The sequence below is a fragment of the Novipirellula artificiosorum genome, assembly GCF_007860135.1.
Classification (GTDB): Bacteria; Planctomycetota; Planctomycetia; order Pirellulales; family Pirellulaceae; genus Novipirellula_A; species Novipirellula_A artificiosorum.
Genome location: NZ_SJPV01000001.1, coordinates 90,008 through 107,015, shown reverse-complemented (window position 1 = coordinate 107,015; position 17,008 = coordinate 90,008). Strand labels below are relative to the sequence as shown.

Genomic DNA, 17,008 nt, shown 5'->3' with positions numbered 1-17,008 from the left:
ATGAGGTCGGTTGAAGGACTTTGCGCAGGAACATCATAATGCAGGTAGACGTTCGGCCATATGCCGCTGCGGTCGAAGTCTGCGAACAAGACGAGTTTTCACTTTTTTCTTGACGATGCATTGCTTCACGATGGTCGGTTGCGAGCGTTTCAAAACGGACGACAGCCCATTGGCTCAGGTACGAGTCCAGTGGACCTTGGCCATCGGAACGTTGCTGTCGCTGGTCGCCTTGGTCGGGTTGTGTGGTTGGTCGCTGCTCGGCATCGAGCCGCCTCGGGGTATGCAGAACCACGCTCGTTTGTTGCTCTTGGACATCAACGAAGCGGGTTCAACGGAACTGTCTCTGTTGCCCACCGTCGGCCCTGTGTTGGCAGATCGGATCGTCACCGATCGCATCCGTCACGGTCCTTTCGAAACGGTTGAACAGTTGCAGCGTGTTGCAGGAATCGGTCCCAAGACGGTACAGGCAATCACCCCCTATTGTGTTGTTAAGTTGCCATCACCGACTTGCGTGACGACTACAACAGATGCTTTGCCTTGATTTCAAGATATTGATTCACGAGCGGGGCGGTCAATTCATCGGGGAACGCGTCGACGACCAACACGCCGCGATGTTCAAGATCCTTCAGGACTTGGTGTCGCCACAGCAAAATATCCGCGGCGGCTGCCGAACGATACATTGAAAAGCGGCTGCCCGACGGGGAATCCGCCGCGTCGAACATGGTATGGTCTCGAAGTAAAACACCGAGTGGCAAATGATGCCCGCTTAGGTTGGTGAGGTAGTCGACGACGGCTGCGCCATTGACTTCGTCAATCACGTTGGTGGTCAGCACCACCAACGAGCGACGTTTACAATGCGTCGACAAGTACAAGAATGCCTGGTCATAGCGTGATTCCACCAGTCGCGGAAATTGGTCAAACCCCGCTTGGATCAAACGATTCATCTGGCTGCTGCCACCTCGTGGTGGAATGAAGGCATGGATCGTATCGGAGAAGCACAACATGCCGACCGCGTCGCCTTGGCTTAACGCGACATAGGACATCATCAATACCGAGTTGAGCGCATGGTCGAGTAGCGAGTAGCCGTCTCGCTCGTTCGTCATCATGCGACCGCAATCGAGCAGAAACATCACTCGCTGACTTTGGTCACTCTGGAATTGCCGCACCGTCAACTTGTGACGACGGGCTGTGCTGCGCCAATCAATGTGACGGTAATTGTCATCACGACTGTAATCTCTCAGTCGTTCGAAGTCGCTATCTTGCCCAATTCGACGCGTGCGACGAACTCCGATCAAGCTGAGCCGATTCGTGCGAGCCAGCAATGCGTAATCCGACAACTGCTTCATGTCGGGATAGACATTCAACCGATTGTGAAGTTCGAGCCGAAGTTGGCGGTTCCACAACCGTAGCGGGCTAAGGAAACCCATGTAAACGTACTCGAGTTCAAAGGCGCCGCGTCGGGTGGGCGTCATTTTACGATGCGCGGTCATCCGACCGCGTGGCGGAAGCCGCAACGTGTGCTGATTCGGTGACGCCGTAAAATGTTCGGGTAAATCATCACAGACCTCGCCGGAAAGTGTCAGCAGCGTACCATTTTCAACGGTCAACTCACTGGCCACCGGGACTCCCAACGAGCAGGTTCGAGGCAGTTCTCGCGAAACATGAATCCCATCGTTGGTCGCCAAATAGAGCAACAAGTAATCGACCGCCGCGACGGTGATGACCAACCCATCAAGGATCCCTACCGCAATGATCATCGCAGGAGCAAAGACGGTGAAGAGGCTCAACGCGACCGCCAACCCGACCCATGCGATCCACCACCGCGTTGGATAGATCTTGGATCGCCAGGCGGCAAGCACCAGCGGCAAAGCAATCAGCGCGAGCAGCAGCCATGGCAATTGAGTGAGCCACTGGAATTCTTGCTTCGCAACTTGGTTGATCGCATCGTTCACGAAAGTGCCACCGTCACTGTTTTGTTTTCGGTATAAGCCCGCAAGCCCTCTTCACCGAGTTCGCGGCCATACCCACTCATCTTGAATCCACCAAAGGGGGCAGCCGCATCAAACACATCGTAACAATTCACCCAGATGGTGCCTGCGCGGACACGTCGAGCAAAATCGTGGGCAATCGAAAGGTCGCGAGTCCAGACTGCCGCAGCAAGTCCATAGAACGTATTGTTGGCACGACGAATCATGTCCTCTTTGTCCTCAAACGTCAGCACGCTCAGCACGGGGCCAAAGATCTCGTCGGTCGCGATTGCCATTTGATCTTGGACTCCATCGAAAATGGTCGGCTCGACAAAGTACCCTTTGTTACCCACGCGATGGCCGCCGGTGACGCACGTTGCACCTTCGGCGCGTCCCTTGTCGACATACGACATGATCTTGTCAAATTGAGCCTGGTCGACCTGTGGCCCCTGGTGGGTAGCGGGGTCAAACGGATTGCCCACTTTTCGGTCTCGCGTCAACTTTTGTAGCTTTTCAAGAAACTCGTCATGGACACGGTTCTCAACAAAAACGCGACTGCCGGCACAGCAACATTGGCCTTGATTGAGGAACAGCCCCACATACGCTCCCATCGCTGCCGCATCCAAATCCGCGTCGGCGAAGATCACGTTGGGGCTTTTGCCCCCCAGTTCAAACGTCAATCGTTTCAGCGTCTCCGCGGAATCTCGCGTGATGATCTGAGCCGTGCGATGCTCGCCCGTGAAGGCGATCTTGTCGATCAGCGGATGCTTCACGACTGCGGCGCCCGCCGTAGGGCCATAGCCGGGAACCACATTGATGACTCCGTCGGGAAAGCCGACCTCTTTGGCCAACTGAGCCATCCGAAGGCAGGTCAACGGAGTTTGTTCGGCCGGTTTCATGACGATCGTGCAGCCAGCAGCCAGGGCGGGACTCCATTTCCAAGTGGTCATCAGCATCGGGAAATTCCAGGGGATGATCTGTCCCGCAACGCCAATCGGTTCACGCCGTGTGTAACAGAAATAGTTGCCGCGGATCGGAACGGTGCTGCCTTGGATCTTGTCCGCAAACCCCGCGTAGTAACGCATGCAATCGATCACCAAAGGCAGATCGCCGTAGCGGCTCTCGCTGATGGGTTTGCCATTGTCGAGCGTTTCGAGAGCAGCCAATTCATCAATGTCTTGTTCGATTCGATCCGCCAACTGATAAAGCAATCGTCCTCGATCTCGCGCGTCCATCTTAGGCCAATCGCCCGAGTCAAACGCATCGCGAGCCGCCTTGGCAGCCAAATCGACGTCGGCAGCATCCCCCTCGGCCACTTGGGCGATGACTTCCTCGGTTGCTGGATTAATGGTCGAAAAGGTCTTCCCACTAATCGAAGGAACCCAATTGCCGTTGATGAAACAGTCGGTTTCACGAATGTTGATTTCAGGAGTCGTGTCGGAAAAAGTCGCTGACATGGCTGCCTCGATGAGAAAGAGGTTGAAGAGAGGGCGGTCTTGGCTGGGGATCCCAAATTGTACCGGATGTCGAGCGGCGAAGAAATCGATAGGCTTTTAGGGTGGAAGAATACCTGATCCGCTCCTCAACGATCGTGATAGCGTCCCATGAATGGCCCTCCCAAAGTTGCACTGCTGGTCGAAACCGCTCGCGGGTATGGACAGCAGATGCTGCGAGGGATCATTCGTTACGGTCGACTGCATGGGCCGTGGCGTTTCTATTTGACGCCGGGTGATTTCGAACAAGCGGTGCCGCGAATGCGAGAATGGGGGGGCACGGGGATCATTGCCCGAATCGAGACACCACGCATCGCCAAAGCAATCCTCGATTCTGGACTCCCGACGATCGCTTTGGATTTGTCAGACAAACAACTTGATACCGATCACCCCCTCTCGCAACTCAGCGAAGTGAAATCGGATTCGGTCGGCGCCGCCACGATGGCGGCGGAGTACTTGCTGCGACGCGGCTTTCGCCAGTTTGCCTTCATTGGAATCGCCGACCGCGTGTGGTCCGCGAAACGCCAAGAGGGGTTCTGCCATGCGATTGAGAAAGCCGGCTTTGAGGTTCACGTCTACCATGCTCCGAAATCACGACGGTTGCGAGTCTGGGAACGGGAACAACCGCGGCTTGCGGAGTGGCTCTCGACGTTGCCTTTGCCGATCGCCGTGATGGCATGCAACGACGATCGGGGACGTGAAGTCGCCGAGGCGTGCCACGTCGCGGGAATTCGTATCCCCGAAGAATTGGCGCTGATCGGAGTCGATAACGATGATTTGCTTTGTGAATTGGCCGATCCGCCGCTGTCGAGCGTGGTGCTCAATGCCGCCGGAGTTGGGTTTCGCGCTGCAGAACTACTGGATCAGATGATGCGTGGCGACGAAGTCGAGCCAAGGTGCTTGATCGCGGAACCCCTTAGCGTTGTGACCCGTCGTAGCACCGACATGATTGCGATTGAGGATCCCGATGTCGTTGAAGCGCTTCGTTTTATTCATGACCACGCCAGCGAACCGATACAAGTTGCCGACATTTTGCGTCAGTTGGACATTTCCCGTCGCAATCTGGAGTTGCGTTTCTCGCACATGGTCGGGCGAACGCTGCACGCAGAACTGCAACGCATACGACTTCAGCGTGCCCGGACGCTGTTATTGGAATCGGATTTGCCCGTTCCCAAGATCGCGGTTGCATCCGGGTATGCCACGCCCAGTTATTTCATCCAGGTTTTTCGTAAAGAGTACGGGACGACACCTTCGCGATATCGCCGTGAACTTCGCGGCGATTCGGCTTAGTACGATGCATGGAATACAGTACAATTCGAGGATCCCGTCCGATCAACACCCAAACTGATTCCGAGGTCCTTGATGTCCAATCAACCCCCGCATCCCTCTGGCCAAAGCGATCCCTTTACCGTTCCGCCCGCCGCTCCAGTGCAACCGCAGTCCTCCGGTAATGTGGTCCTTTGGGTCGTGCTGGGGGTGATCGGTGTGATGATGTTGATGTGCGGTGGAGTCGTTGTCGCCCTGCTGTTACCGGCGATCAACGCTGGACGTCATGCCGCGCAGCGGATGTCCCGATCCAATAATGCGAAGCAAGTGGCTCTTGGAATCCACAACTACCACGCGGCGTATAAGCAACTTCCCTTTACCGTCAATGCCAACTCGGACGGGGAAGAAACGATTGGCTGGCGAATTGCCCTGTCACCGTTTGTGGAAGGTCAAGCTCAGTGGGAGGCGATTGATTCGAATGAATCTTGGGCAAGTTCGACCAACATGGCCGTGTTTCAGAACCCACCCCTGTCCTTTCAGTCGCCCTCGGGGGAAATAGGGGAAACCGGCATTTTTGCGATCGTCTCGGATGAATCCATGTTTCCTCCAACGCCCTACACGATAGTTCGTTTTCGGGACGTCACCGACGGACTCGCCAATACCGTCATGATGGTTGAACTGCCCAATCGCACGACCGTCTGGTCGTCAACGGAAAACATGACTCCCGACGAAGCCTTTGCGGCGATCGCCTCGATGGAAGACGCTCAGTCGGCTCATTTGATCATGGCCGACGGTGCGGTCCGCGCCGTCACCAACAGCCTCGAGCGAGAGTTGTTTGATGCCCTTGTCACCCGAGCGGGTGGTGACGACGTGTTGGCTGGGCTAGAGCTTTAGGCCCGCGGCCTAGCGTCGCTTTTTGACCAGCTGGCTGATCGCTTTAAATTGCGGGTGCTTCGATGTTTCCAGCCATTCAAACATCACCGATTCTGCTGTGATCATCGTCGCACCGGAGTTCACCATCCGCTCGATCGCTGTTTCGTGGTCGCGGCCGTGTCGGGACGCGACCGCCTCGGTGACCACATAGACTCGGAACCCTTCGGCGAGTAGATCCAGCACCGTTTGCAACACGCAAACATGCGTTTCAATACCGACGATGACGATCTGGTCACGCGACTGCGTTGCCCAAGTGTCAATCGCTTCGCGGCACACCGCTGCGCTAAACGCGGTCTTTTCCTCGGGCGGCGCAACTCGCTCCGCAATCGCGGGAACTAAGCCGCCGAGTCCCCGTGGGTACTGCACGGTTGCAGCATGGGGAACCTCAAGCAGATTGGCCGCTTCAATCAATCGTAGCGTTTGCTCAACCACGGCTTCACCCGACGGAATGACCGGCACCAACTTTTCTTGCAAGTCGATGATCAGCAGCGAACTGCGTTTGGCGGCTAAACGCAGTGGAGAGGGAACATGGGGCATGAAGACATCCGGTTTCAGGTGTATGCTGGTTCGCGTTTGACGCGGGTGCCCACAAGCGGCAGCTTGCTCGCTTGCGGTCGCATCGCCTTATGCGTCCTTGCCTGTCGATTTGGGTTTGGGCTTCGCTTCGGCCTTTGGCTTGCTCTTGTTTTCGCTGCTCTTGGATTCACCCGCCGAATCGCTCGAAGTTTTCTTATCTGCCTTGGCTGCTTTTTTGTAGCCCTCGCTACGATAATCGGTTTGATAAAAACCGCTTCCCTTGAACACAATCGCCGCCCCGCTACCGAACAGGCGCTTCAGTTTATTCTTGCCACACTCGGGGCATTTCTTTTTCACTGGATCATTGATCCCTTGAAAAATTTCAAGCTTGTGATCGCAAGATCCACATTCATAATCATAAGTTGGCATCGAAATCGGTTCTCGAAAGGAACGTTTTTGGCGGGGCAGCGCCGTTTTTCAAATCAGCTTGGGCACGCTTGTTCGGCGGAGTCGTCGAAAGGGTTGGCTCTCGGGCAGCGGTGCCCAAGTGACCACGTACGCAAATGCTTAAACGGATTCGCCCTGCGTTTTGGGAAAGTCAATAGGATTCGATCGGGACAAGAGCCCCCAACCGTCGCTCCTGTTCTCGTCCAATGTGGCGACCAGAGACGGCTTCAAACATCCTATTTACTCGCCTGAGAATTGCCCAGCCCCGGATCGGCACGTCCGCGCTGCTTTTTGTGTAGCGGTGATGCTACAGCCGGACGTCCATTCCTGCGGTTGGGATCCAGGGAGATTGCCCCGCATCGGTTGGCCGCCGGTGAGCGTCGGCGGCGTCCTGAGCGAGCTGCGGCTCGGGGCGTGGCGCTTGCCACCGCCGGCGGCCAGGCGCCTCCCCCATGTTCTGCTCGGAGGCTGAATGCCCGTGATTCGATGAATTGTCAGCGAGCGAATCGGACTCGACCTCGATCGAGAGCTTCTCGACCTGCATCCCTTGCGACTCCAACCGCATCCGCAGCTCAGGTAGATGCTCACGAAGCGCCGATGCGGCCGCCTCGGTTTCGGCAACGACTCGGGTTTGCATTTTGTGTTGGTGAATGTGCATTTCCAATCGCACCGTCCCGAGTTCCGCCGGAGCAAGACGAAGTCGCACATGGCCACCGTCCGGCCCCATGTGCTGAAAGGCTTTGCTGACCCGCTGAATCAACTTGGCTCTTGAAATCAGATCCGTCGTGGCCGAGTTGGCGGATTGCCCGGCTTGCTTTTTGCCGGCTGCATTGGTTCCAGAGGTGGGGACGCCCGCAGCAACGGTCGTCCCCGAAGCCGCATCGCTGCGTCCCAACCCGCTCACCGCAGGACCGCTGGACGATGAGGTGATGGCCGACGTCACTTTCGAGACGAGGGCTGCGGCTGCACTCGACACAACCGCCGAGGAGGTCGCGTCGACGGGCGGTGAGGAGACAGAGGATGTGGGAGCGACGCTTTGGGCGGACTCTGCGGCAGCCGCGTTTGCGACCGGCATCGCCGCTGCCCCATTTTGTGACGCAGCGTTGCGACCGGTGTTTGCCGCCTCGGCGAGGCGTTGACCGTTGCCCTGTTTGTCTGTGCCTCCAACCGCGTTGGCTCGCTCACGTCGGCGACCACGACGCTGTTTTGAATCGTCATCGACATCCGATTCATTCGGTTGGGACTCGTCGAGCGGAGCGGTGGCGGGCGGCACCGATCTCGCTTCCACTTCGTTGGCGGCAGTCTGCGGTTTCGATCCCCCCACGCCCAGCACGGGCGTCTCCTTTGACGCTTCGGTGGCTCGCTGCTTCGCATCCGGTCCCGGTTGGAGCACCCCACTCGGATTCACGGTCACGTTGCTTTGGACTTCGCTGGACGGCACCTGTTCTGAGACGCTGGCCTCCGATGCAACCGAGACCGTCGCCCCCCGATCCTCTGCAATCGGCACATCGCTTGGATGTTGGCGGCTAGATGGAGCCTCGCTGACATTCGCTTGCGGCTTTAGATCCATGCCGTGTTCACCGATTTCGTGGTCTGCATTTTGCGTGTCCACGGGAATGTCTACGAATACCGCGTGTGGCTCCTGCTCAGGGGAGGATGTTGCTCGTGGTCGTTCGTCCTGCTGCGTGACGGGATCTCGCTCGTCGTCGGTCTCACGCTCGGACGAATCGGGGCTGGGTTGCGTGCGATTTTCGGAAGGAGCCTTCGTCGCCGCCATTTGGGAAAAAATCTCCGCAAAAGCGTCAAGAAGTCCTTGGGAGGGATCGACGGCCCCGATCTGCAAACCAGCCGCACCAAGTCGATCGCGCCAGCGTGGCGACGTCGGCGCAGCACTGCCGGTGGAGATATTCGTTTGCGTATCGCTCATCTTTGCGGTCCCCCGGTGGATCAGCGAGAGGAAATGCGGAGAGGAGAACCCGCTCGCAAATCGTCAGCCGCCACCTGCCTGATTGATCAGTGCCGTTGTTGGATAGCCTTCACCAATGCGGCGAAGGATCTCGGCGAGCTTGTCCGCTTCGGCCGGCGTCGCAAACTCCGCTAATATATCTTTTCGTTTTTCGATCGCCATGGCTTGAATGATATTGACGACCTCATCAATTCTTTCATCGTCATAAATTCTCAAAAGCTGTTCCTTTGCTTGCACGGCGTCGAGTGCTTGCAAGGTCCGTTGCACCTCTTGCACCCCTTTGTCGCGAGCTCCTTGTTCCATTTTTTTCAGCTTTTCCGTGAATGCTTCGCGTCGTTCGTCAAAAAAAGCCTGTTCTTCGCGGAGTGCTGCTTCCTTCGTGCTGAGCTCGTCACGGTACTCATTTTGACTACGTAGGCGCATGTCCATCTCCAGGCTTTCCATTTTCCTTGCTTGCAAAATCTCTTCAAAGTCGGGCTGCTCAATATCCTCACTCTGTTGCAGAATCTGCTGAAGCCGATTTCCAGTGATATCAATTCCATTGAGCAAGGCGACGACTTTGGTTCCCGTGTTGCCGTTGATGGTGCCACGGAAAAGAAAAAAGCCAACGAGCATCATTTGCGTCAGAACGGTGGCAACACAAAAGGCGGCGAAGGAGTTGGTGAGTTTTCTTAGCATGAGTAAGGTTCCATTGTTGTTCGAACACGATTCCAGCGCCCAACGGAAGCGGGCCGACGCCAGCGCGAGCGGCAGCTCACTCCGCTGCGGCCGTGCCGCCCTACGAAGAAGTGTGCCGCGCCATCGCAGTTCGGCGATTGTTCAATTCATCCATTTCGACTTGTTCTCGGCGTAGCATTTCGCCGCGGTATCTCTTCAATTCAATTTCTTGCATCCGCTCGAATTTTTTGACTTCCGTTTCGGCTTCTTTCAGTTTGACTTGTCGCCGTTCCAATTCCTCGACTAACTTGGATCGTGTTTCACGCAACGATTTGATGTCAGCCTGCAACTGTAAGTCATATCGGCCCTTTGTGAGCAGGCGATCGACAGAGACTTCTCCGACGCGACTGCTTGCGTCTTCAGCAGTCAGGGTGCGCCGTTCTTCTTGAATGCTTTCGATCTGGCTATCGATTTTTGCGATCGCTGCATTGGCTTCGCCTACCTTTCCACCCGCCTCGTCACGTTGGCGGCAGCGAAGATGCAGGATCGATGCGAAACGAAATTCAAATTTCATGTTGACGTTGCTGGCGGTGGTACCGCGTGTTTATTGAGGTGGGGCGACAACGGGTGGCGTCGGACGGCGAATCAGTGCTTCGAGTGCCGTCAAGGATTGTTCCATCGGAGCAATCTCCGATGCGTCTTGTGACAAGAACAACTTCATTGGGTCTCGCATCGCGATTGCGGCATCCACATTGGGGTCGCTGCCGGTGCGATAGGCACCAATCGAAATCAGGTCCGCGTTTTTCTGATAGGTGCTCAAATGGGCTCGCGCCGAATTGACTGTCTTCATCGTATCGGCTGGCACCAAGTGAGGCTGCAAGCGGCTCAGACTCTGTAGCACATCGATGGGTGGCCAATGTGCTTGAGCGGCCAGGTCGCGACTGAGAACGATGTGGCCATCAAGCAGTCCACGCAGCGTATCGGCGATCGGTTCATTGTTGTCGTCACCTTCCACCAAGACCGTGTAGAACGCCGTGATTGAACCATGGTTCGTTCGTCCCGCCCGTTCGACAACTTGCGGAAGTAGGTTGAAGACGCTTGGCGGGTACCCGCGCGTGGTCGGTGGTTCACCGGCAGCCAACCCGAGTTCACGTTGAGCCATCGCCAAGCGGGTCACCGAATCGACCAGCAGCAGCACGTTCTTTCCCTCATCGCGAAAGGACTCTGCAATTGCGGTGGCGGTCCAAGTCGCGGCAATGCGTTGTGCGGCGGGTCGATCGCTTGTGGCGACGACCACAACGCTGCGTTGCAAGCCTTCCTTGCCTAAGCAACGCTGGATGAATTCCTGGACTTCACGACCTCGTTCGCCGACCATGCAAATCACAATCCGGTCTGCACTGGATCCTCGAGCCAACATGCCCAGTAGGGTGCTCTTTCCGACGCCGGATCCAGCAAAGATGCCGAGTCGTTGGCCGTTGCCACAAGTCAGCATGGTGTCGATCGCTCGCACACCGGTTTGCAACGCCGTATCGATGGGGGGACGATCGAGGGATTCAGGAGGTTGGCGAGTCGTATCCACCAAGGTCAGATCATCGGGCAACGGGCGGTTATCAATCGGTCGACCGAAGGCATCGATCACTCGGCCACACAGCGAGGCGCCTGCACGAAGGTTGATCGATCGAGATAGCAGCCGGACTTTGTCGCCGGCAGCGATCTGGCCCATGGTTTCCATCGGAGCGACAATGGGGCGTACGCCTTGAAAGCCAATCACTTTGACGAGGCGTCGATCCGGGCTGTTGGGATTGATTTCACAGATCGCACCGATCGGTGCGGTGATCCCCTCGAGTTCGATCGAATCGCCGCGCACGGCGGCAACGCGCCCGCTGATTTCAAACGTGATCGATTCCGAAATGAGTCGAGCCGTGGGGCCTGGTAAGTGAAACTTGGGCGGATCAAGCGTGTAGCGAAAATCGGACGAACTCACGATAACATCTCCCGCAATCGACCGAGCTGTTCATCGAGTCCCGCTCGAATCTCTCCGCCGACTTGGCGAATCACGACCGCATCGATTGCCACGGTCTCATCGGGCTCGACCGTGGTTTGCTCCGGCAAATCAGGGGAGGCGAGCAATTCATCGAGGGTTTGGCCGAGGTGGGCCAGGGTTTCGGGATGAACCGCAAGTGTCAGTTGAGTCGCCGATCGCGCGCTACGCACCGCCTCATCGGCCCAGGAGACGAGAATCTGGGCGTCTTGTTCCAACTTCCGCTTGATGACTTTCTCTGCAGCACTGATGGCGATCGAGCTCAAGGATTCCGTGTACTGCTGCATCCACGATTGGTACGTCTCATGCAACTGCTGGACCGCTTGATGGATCCGTTGTAACGAGTCGGTGGCCAATTTCTCTGCTTGCTGTTTCACCTTTTTATCCGCATCCACTGCGGCTTTGGCCAATCCCTGTTGATAGCCTTGGTCGTGTGCTTGCTTTCGAATCGTCGCTGCTTCGCGGTTGGCATCCTCGACCCATTGTCGAACTTGATCGCGGCATTGCTCCAACCTTTGGCGTCCCTGGTCGGCAAAGTCCTCAAGATTGAACCCAGCCAATCCGGTTACTTTTCGAGCTGCGTCGGAGGCATCCGCGGCATCGGACGGTCGATTCGACTTCAAGACGATCGCCATATTGTGTTTGCATCCTTTTCTCGGTGTCGCCTTAATCCGTGATCGGGCGAATGGTTGTTTTCTTCGGACGAGTAGGTTTCGGAGCCACCGCACGCTACTTGCGGCTTCGCTGCCTTACGCCGCTATCGCGGTCTTTCTTGCACGCTTCGTCGCGTCGCTGGCGGTGCGTCGTTGCTTGAGTGACGCCGCGGCCACGGTCGCTTTGGCCTGGTCGATATCATGCAATTGAATTGAGGCGAGTGAGTTCATTTGCGTACGAACTTGTTTCGCATGAGCCCTCGGTAAACAACGCATGGCCGCATCACAAACCGGGTTGGGTAACCCACACAGTGTCAGCAGTGCGATTCGCATCTCCACTTGTGCGAGGGCTTGGCAGAGTTCTTTGGCGGATAGCTTCACCAGATAGTTGTGGGTCGCGTCGGTCGACTGCAAAATCGGCTCATCCGATCCCGTTGCTGTGTTGCGTTCTGATTCGGGTTTGATTCGGGGGGCGTGTTGTTCCACTTGCACGTCGTCCGCCGTCACGTGGGTCCCCGGTGCCACGCGCAGCGAATGGACTTCGATCGGCGTTTCGGCAGCTGCCGGCCGTGGAGTGATATTCGGTGGTGACTTTTCGAACGCTTGCTTTGCAGAATCCGGCTCGCTGGGTTGCGTTTGTTTCGGCATCGCAGCCAAGATGGCACTCAGGGCCCGTTGCCCCGTCGAGTTTTCCTGTTGCTCGTTTTGGCGTTCAACGCGCTGCCGGAGATGGCCCGCCAATTCTTCGATCGCTTCGGTGGGAACATCGCCGAGCCGACCGATCCGACGGAGCGCGTCATTTTGAATGCTCGATTCAAGGCGTGGCAGAACCCGCGCAGCTTGGGCCGGTGAGATGGACGCCAGGACCAGCGCGACCGCTTGTGGGTGTTCATCCGAAAGTAAACGGACAAGCACGTCATCTTCAACGTCGGCTAAGAAGGACAACGGGGTGGGGAGGTTTGCCGCAGCCTCACCCGATTGAGTTTGTGATTCGCTCCGAAGCTGTTTCAAAACGTGGCTTTGAAACGAAGCATCGCCAGGGGCTGGATCGTGGGGGAAAGAAATTTCGTCAATCGGCGCGGCAGCAAGCTCCGTTGGGGATTGCTGCACGAGCCCTTTGAAGGCGGATAGGGCACGGCGCCGTTCTAGGGGGTCCACATCCGACAAGGATGCCATCGTGCGGCGTAGTACCTTTTTCGATTCAGGGTCGATGCTGCTGATCAAGTTAGCAGCCACCGCAGCTGGCAGGCTGCTTAGCACGATCGCAACACGCCTCATCGCAGCTTCTCGATTTGCCGTTGTCTTCATAGCGGCTGTCATAGTGCGGATTCTCCGGTGCGAAACACGGTCGTCGATCAGCTAACGAGAATACTATGTAAGCGAACCACCCCTCGCAAGGAAAGAGCGAAATAGGATCTTGACCGTCGCGGGGCGTGGGAGCCGGAAGTGTTCTGGCATCCCGTTGGAGTTCACGTTTAGCGGTACCTGCGCACGAAGCAGGCGACGAACTCAAGCACGTCATGCAGCTTCGGCGACCCAGCTTCGGATCACGTTGGCTGCGATCTCAGGATTGCTTTCGACAATCGTTACCAACTCGTCTTTCAACGTGCCTCCTGTAATTTCCATCGCTTCGCTTTTGGTCGAGTCTTCGGCGACCAACGTGGGTGCCGCGGGAAGTTCAAGCCCAAAACCTTCATTGAATTCCCCTGGGACTCCATCACCACTGCTTCGAATCGCTGACCGAGCGACAAGCAGTGCGACCAATGCAAGGAAGATCAAAGCGATCGTTCGCCATGATTGGGACAGCCAAGTCAACGCAATTTTTGCCGTGTCGGGCTCTGGCATCTCGTCCTGTGGCAACACCAAGTAGTCGGTCACATCGACCAATTCGATCTTGCTCTCGCCCGCATTGACTTCGGGCAATAGAGGTGTCACGGTTCGTTGAATATTGCTTTTGACCTCCAGACGGGTCTTTTCCAAATCGGCGGTGCGCATCGGTTCGACGTCGTCAATCGTTTTTGTGGGATTGTCACGCAGCCACGATTGATTCCAGTATTCTTGGTAGTACGTTTGAGGCAGCGTAATCACAGCTCGAACGCGAGTGGTTTGAAGTGAAGCCACGCGAGAATTCTCATACTGCTGCCCCGCCACCCCAATGCTTTCTCGCTCGTCTTCCTTCGTTTTCGAAACTTGTGCGTTGGGGTCGGTGCCATCCAGACTTTGGGCACGAAGCCCGATTGCATTGGGGACCACCCCAGGAACACCTTGGCTCATCGGCCGGACGCTTTCCGTATCGATCTTTTTCGACTTGTCCTGTAACGTGGTTCGTTCGCTGTCGTAACTCAGCGTCGTCTTTTCAACGTCCATGGTGGGGTCAATCTCGGCATAGACCGAAACTTGGATGTCGTTGCCGTAGCCGAGCAAGTGTTTGCGGATTTTTTGTTCATAGTAGGCGATCTCGTTGCGTCTTTTTGCCGCCAACGGATCCGCATCCTCGTCAAATCCAATCGAGCCGTCCGAGTTCGTGTCGACGACCGATACGTCTTCGCTGGACATTCCTGCATAAGCCGCTCGAATGATCTCTTTGATTTGCTCAATGCGATATTTCGGCAGCGGGTCGGTTCCTTCAGGAGTCACGATCACGCTGGCCGACTGAGGACGCGCTCGGCTAAGCCCAAAACGCTCGGCTCGATCATAGTCGACGCTGGCAAACTTGATGTCAGGAAAACGGGCCAAATGGGAACCGAAATCGAGTTCCTTTGCGTGCATCTCGCGAGCATGTCGTTGCTCGTTTGACTCAAACGGGCTGGCTGCACGGTGCGCGGATTGCAAATGCGTCTGAAGCGAAACGGGCAACGATTTTGCTTCGCTGAGTGCAGCAAGGTATTCACTTCGGGCCTCCTTCGGAATGTAGATTCGGTGTCCCTCTCGCTTGAAATCGTTTAGCCCCGCGTGCCCCAGGGCCAATTCCATCAAATCCAATTCGTTTTCGTTGAAAACGCGACCACCGAGTAAGGGTTCATGACTCGTCGAACCGCTGCCTTGAACCAAAAATGCCAAGCCGATCGCAATCGCAGCGACTAACATCACCGTGATGATTCGCGATTGAACCGGCATCGCCTTGAAGGCTTCTCGCATCTGTTCGGTTGATTGGTTGAAGAAGTTCATGAATTGTTGAATTTTGCGCTATGGAGTATCGGGTTCCTAAAGAGTCATCGTTGCCCAAGGTGTTTGCGACCTCCGTCGGAAGGTCCGCGTCAAATTTGTATCTGTTGAACCTCGCGATAGGCTTCCATCAACTTGTTACGGACCTGCAACAACATGCGAAAGGCGAGGTCGGCTTTTTGAACCGACGTCAAGACTTCGGCTTCATTCACGTCGCCACCGGTCAACAACGAATGAACCATTTCATTTGCATTGTTCTGCATCGAATTGACGCCGTGAACCTGATCGCTCATCAAGCTCGCAAACGAATCCATCCCCGTCGACACCTCGCGTCCGCCAGCCGTTTTCGACAAGGGCGAGTTCGCAAAGGGATTGACCGGTCGAGATGGCGGCGCAAAGGCGTTGGTGATCGGTTTCATGAGTTAAGGGCACAGGGTTACGCCAAAATGGACAACGTTTCTCGGCTTAAGCTCTTGGTGATTTCCATCACACCGACGTTCGCTTCATAAGCACGCGTGGTCTCCAGTGCATCGACCATTTGGGTCGTCAAATCAATATTGGGATAGGCGACGTATCCCTTCCACTTCCCTTCTTCAATCGCCAGCGGGTGGTTGGGTTGATAGCGGTAAAGTGGTTCGGCGTCGCTGGTTTTGATTTCAGCGACTTTCACACCTGAGGCCCCGGAGGTGGTGAGGGAATCGTCCGTTTGAAAGACAACCTGGCGGGCTTGATATGCGTTGGCTTCTCCATTTTCGTCTTTCAACGTCGAAATGTTGGCAAGGTTGCCCGAAATCGCATTCAGGCGAGTCCGTTGGGCAACGAGTGCGGAGGTGCTGATGTCGAGTGATCGCAACATGATGACTAGGCTCGTTCCGTGATCGCGGCTCGCAACAACGCAAATTGGCTGCGCATCGTTGTGATCGCTAAGCTGTGTAGATGTTGGTTCTTGTTCAATTCGGTGACTTGACTTTCCAACGAGACATCGCTGCCGTCGTGGTAAACAACCTGTTCGGTCGCCGAACGCGGTCCGGCGTAAAGGTCGTCCCGGGTCACCGGACCGGTAACGTTTTGCTGGACAGGGTTTTCCGCGTTTCGGATCGATTCGGCCAACGCGTTTTGAAAGCCATCGACGTCCAAATCGCGACTTCGGTAACCCGGCACGCGGAGATTGGCTAAGTTGCCAGCAAGCAATTCATGCCGTCGCTCCGAGAAATTGAGCGATTGCTCCAACGCAGGAATCGTGCTGTTTTGGAAGATCCCTAACATGGCTCAGGCCACCATTCGCGAAGCGCCCGCGGTGGGCCGGAAAACGATGGTCGCGGCCGCGCCGCCTTGGGGACAATTTTGCCAATGGATCTTTGCCCCGAGCGCCGCCGCAATAAACGGAAGCGAAGTCGCTCGCTGCTCAATGCTGCGGCCCGTATCAGCGACCTCCAATTCCAATCCGCTGGAGACATCCACGGCCGTGATCGTCAATTCGCCCCCCTGGACCCCCATTTCGGCGATGGATTGGTTCACCAGGGTGCGGACAAGCTCGGCAACTTTTTCACCGTCGGCTGGAATCCGGATGCTCGGGTCGATATCGACTTCCAAGCAGATCGGCGAATGATTCTGAGTCAAAATGGCACAAGACACGGATTCTACGAGAATTGCTAATGATTCGCAGGCCTTCGGGTCGATCCAATGATGTGACACGGTACGCTCCCAATGATCCATTTTGAGGTAATAATATTGTTCGGAACTGGCTGATAACCCACCGGACACCGTCGACGCAAGATGAATTGCAACGAGCGAATCGACTCCCCTGCGCAATGGGGTGCTGGTGGCTGACCAGGATTTGCTGAGAATGAAGGGCTCATGAGACGTTTGTCTTATCGTTTCGATTCGCTGAGCCACATCTGATT

Annotated in this window: 18 protein-coding genes; 3 read left to right on the top strand and 15 right to left on the bottom strand. The window is 56.2% G+C overall.

Annotated elements, in window-relative coordinates:
- Nucleotides 1–115: 115 nt before the first annotated feature.
- Entirely contained in the window at nucleotides 116–541 is a 426-nt protein-coding gene (locus Poly41_RS00225) for a ComEA family DNA-binding protein (protein WP_146523934.1), read from the top strand.
- Here the strand turns inward: Poly41_RS00225 and Poly41_RS00220 are convergent.
- The gene (locus Poly41_RS00220) at nucleotides 519–1,952 is read right to left on the bottom strand and encodes a DUF58 domain-containing protein (RefSeq protein ID WP_146523933.1); all 1,434 of its coding nucleotides are present in this window, start codon (nucleotides 1,950–1,952) and stop codon (nucleotides 519–521) included. The two genes, Poly41_RS00225 and Poly41_RS00220, sit on opposite strands and share 23 nt — an antisense overlap.
- A complete protein-coding gene (locus tag Poly41_RS00215; RefSeq protein WP_146523932.1) occupies nucleotides 1,949–3,424 on the bottom strand; it encodes an aldehyde dehydrogenase family protein in 1,476 nt (491 codons plus the stop codon). Before Poly41_RS00215 ends, Poly41_RS00220 begins: the two co-directional genes overlap by 4 nt.
- A 147-nt stretch (nucleotides 3,425–3,571) precedes the next feature.
- Between Poly41_RS00215 and Poly41_RS00210 the strand changes: the two genes are divergently transcribed.
- The gene (locus Poly41_RS00210; RefSeq protein WP_146523931.1) at nucleotides 3,572–4,750 is read left to right on the top strand and encodes an AraC family transcriptional regulator; all 1,179 of its coding nucleotides are present in this window, start codon (nucleotides 3,572–3,574) and stop codon (nucleotides 4,748–4,750) included.
- 72 nt (nucleotides 4,751–4,822) lie between these two features.
- Nucleotides 4,823–5,620 carry a DUF1559 family PulG-like putative transporter gene (locus Poly41_RS00205; protein WP_146523930.1) on the top strand — a complete coding sequence of 266 codons (798 nt, stop codon included), beginning with the start codon at nucleotides 4,823–4,825 and terminating at the stop codon, nucleotides 5,618–5,620.
- A gap of 9 nt (nucleotides 5,621–5,629) precedes the next feature.
- Here the strand turns inward: Poly41_RS00205 and Poly41_RS00200 are convergent, their stop codons facing one another.
- The 13 genes from Poly41_RS00200 to Poly41_RS00140 all read right to left on the bottom strand — a co-directional run bounded on the left by Poly41_RS00200 (nucleotide 5,630) and on the right by Poly41_RS00140 (nucleotide 16,739).
- Nucleotides 5,630–6,196, bottom strand: coding sequence for an isochorismatase family protein (locus Poly41_RS00200; protein ID WP_146523929.1), 567 nt, complete (start codon nucleotides 6,194–6,196; stop codon nucleotides 5,630–5,632).
- Nucleotides 6,197–6,283: 87 nt separating this feature from the next.
- On the bottom strand, nucleotides 6,284–6,604 hold the full coding sequence (locus Poly41_RS00195; protein WP_146523928.1) for an FmdB family zinc ribbon protein: 321 nt from the start codon (nucleotides 6,602–6,604) through the stop codon (nucleotides 6,284–6,286).
- Between the two features lie 325 nt (nucleotides 6,605–6,929).
- Complete coding sequence (locus Poly41_RS00190; RefSeq protein ID WP_146523927.1) at nucleotides 6,930–8,549, bottom strand: flagellar hook-length control protein FliK; 1,620 nt, start codon at nucleotides 8,547–8,549, stop codon at nucleotides 6,930–6,932.
- 63 nt (nucleotides 8,550–8,612) lie between these two features.
- Entirely contained in the window at nucleotides 8,613–9,266 is a 654-nt protein-coding gene (locus Poly41_RS00185) for a hypothetical protein (RefSeq protein WP_146523926.1), read from the bottom strand.
- A gap of 100 nt (nucleotides 9,267–9,366) precedes the next feature.
- Complete coding sequence (gene fliJ / locus Poly41_RS00180) at nucleotides 9,367–9,819, bottom strand: flagellar export protein FliJ (RefSeq protein ID WP_146523925.1); 453 nt, start codon at nucleotides 9,817–9,819, stop codon at nucleotides 9,367–9,369.
- Between the two features lie 30 nt (nucleotides 9,820–9,849).
- Entirely contained in the window at nucleotides 9,850–11,229 is a 1,380-nt protein-coding gene (locus Poly41_RS00175; RefSeq protein WP_146523924.1) for a FliI/YscN family ATPase, read from the bottom strand.
- Nucleotides 11,226–11,921, bottom strand: a complete 696-nt coding sequence (locus tag Poly41_RS00170; RefSeq protein WP_146523923.1) for a FliH/SctL family protein — start codon at nucleotides 11,919–11,921, stop codon at nucleotides 11,226–11,228. The genes Poly41_RS00175 and Poly41_RS00170 overlap by 4 nt, the downstream gene beginning before the upstream one ends.
- A 114-nt stretch (nucleotides 11,922–12,035) precedes the next feature.
- Nucleotides 12,036–13,247 carry a hypothetical protein gene (locus Poly41_RS00165; RefSeq protein WP_231615293.1) on the bottom strand — a complete coding sequence of 404 codons (1,212 nt, stop codon included), beginning with the start codon at nucleotides 13,245–13,247 and terminating at the stop codon, nucleotides 12,036–12,038.
- 210 nt (nucleotides 13,248–13,457) lie between these two features.
- A complete protein-coding gene (locus Poly41_RS00160) occupies nucleotides 13,458–15,107 on the bottom strand; it encodes a beta-cystathionase (protein WP_146523921.1) in 1,650 nt (549 codons plus the stop codon).
- A gap of 89 nt (nucleotides 15,108–15,196) precedes the next feature.
- Nucleotides 15,197–15,523, bottom strand: a complete 327-nt coding sequence (gene fliE / locus Poly41_RS00155) for a flagellar hook-basal body complex protein FliE (RefSeq protein ID WP_146523920.1) — start codon at nucleotides 15,521–15,523, stop codon at nucleotides 15,197–15,199.
- Nucleotides 15,524–15,540: 17 nt separating this feature from the next.
- Entirely contained in the window at nucleotides 15,541–15,960 is a 420-nt protein-coding gene (gene flgC, locus Poly41_RS00150; RefSeq protein WP_146523919.1) for a flagellar basal body rod protein FlgC, read from the bottom strand.
- Nucleotides 15,961–15,965: 5 nt separating this feature from the next.
- Entirely contained in the window at nucleotides 15,966–16,370 is a 405-nt protein-coding gene (locus Poly41_RS00145) for a flagellar basal body rod protein FlgB (RefSeq protein ID WP_146523918.1), read from the bottom strand.
- A gap of 3 nt (nucleotides 16,371–16,373) precedes the next feature.
- Nucleotides 16,374–16,739, bottom strand: coding sequence for an ATPase (locus Poly41_RS00140; RefSeq protein WP_231615292.1), 366 nt, complete (start codon nucleotides 16,737–16,739; stop codon nucleotides 16,374–16,376).
- Nucleotides 16,740–17,008 lie beyond the last annotated feature (269 nt).

Bases quoted from the DNA above. Each gene is read 5' to 3' on its own strand.
- Poly41_RS00225 (WP_146523934.1), top strand. From the start codon at position 116: ATGCATTGCTTCACGATGGTCGGTTGCGAGCGTTTCAAAACGGACGAC.
- Poly41_RS00215 (WP_146523932.1), bottom strand. From the start codon at position 3,424: ATGTCAGCGACTTTTTCCGACACGACTCCTGAAATCAACATTCGTGAA.
- Poly41_RS00210 (WP_146523931.1), top strand. From the start codon at position 3,572: ATGAATGGCCCTCCCAAAGTTGCACTGCTGGTCGAAACCGCTCGCGGG.
- Poly41_RS00205 (WP_146523930.1), top strand. From the start codon at position 4,823: ATGTCCAATCAACCCCCGCATCCCTCTGGCCAAAGCGATCCCTTTACC.
- Poly41_RS00200 (WP_146523929.1), bottom strand. From the start codon at position 6,196: ATGCCCCATGTTCCCTCTCCACTGCGTTTAGCCGCCAAACGCAGTTCG.
- Poly41_RS00195 (WP_146523928.1), bottom strand. From the start codon at position 6,604: ATGCCAACTTATGATTATGAATGTGGATCTTGCGATCACAAGCTTGAA.
- Poly41_RS00190 (WP_146523927.1), bottom strand. From the start codon at position 8,549: ATGAGCGATACGCAAACGAATATCTCCACCGGCAGTGCTGCGCCGACG.
- Poly41_RS00185 (WP_146523926.1), bottom strand. From the start codon at position 9,266: ATGCTAAGAAAACTCACCAACTCCTTCGCCGCCTTTTGTGTTGCCACC.
- fliJ (WP_146523925.1), bottom strand. From the start codon at position 9,819: ATGAAATTTGAATTTCGTTTCGCATCGATCCTGCATCTTCGCTGCCGC.
- Poly41_RS00170 (WP_146523923.1), bottom strand. From the start codon at position 11,921: ATGGCGATCGTCTTGAAGTCGAATCGACCGTCCGATGCCGCGGATGCC.
- Poly41_RS00165 (WP_231615293.1), bottom strand. From the start codon at position 13,247: ATGAAGACAACGGCAAATCGAGAAGCTGCGATGAGGCGTGTTGCGATC.
- Poly41_RS00160 (WP_146523921.1), bottom strand. From the start codon at position 15,107: ATGAACTTCTTCAACCAATCAACCGAACAGATGCGAGAAGCCTTCAAG.
- fliE (WP_146523920.1), bottom strand. From the start codon at position 15,523: ATGAAACCGATCACCAACGCCTTTGCGCCGCCATCTCGACCGGTCAAT.
- flgC (WP_146523919.1), bottom strand. From the start codon at position 15,960: ATGTTGCGATCACTCGACATCAGCACCTCCGCACTCGTTGCCCAACGG.
- Poly41_RS00145 (WP_146523918.1), bottom strand. From the start codon at position 16,370: ATGTTAGGGATCTTCCAAAACAGCACGATTCCTGCGTTGGAGCAATCG.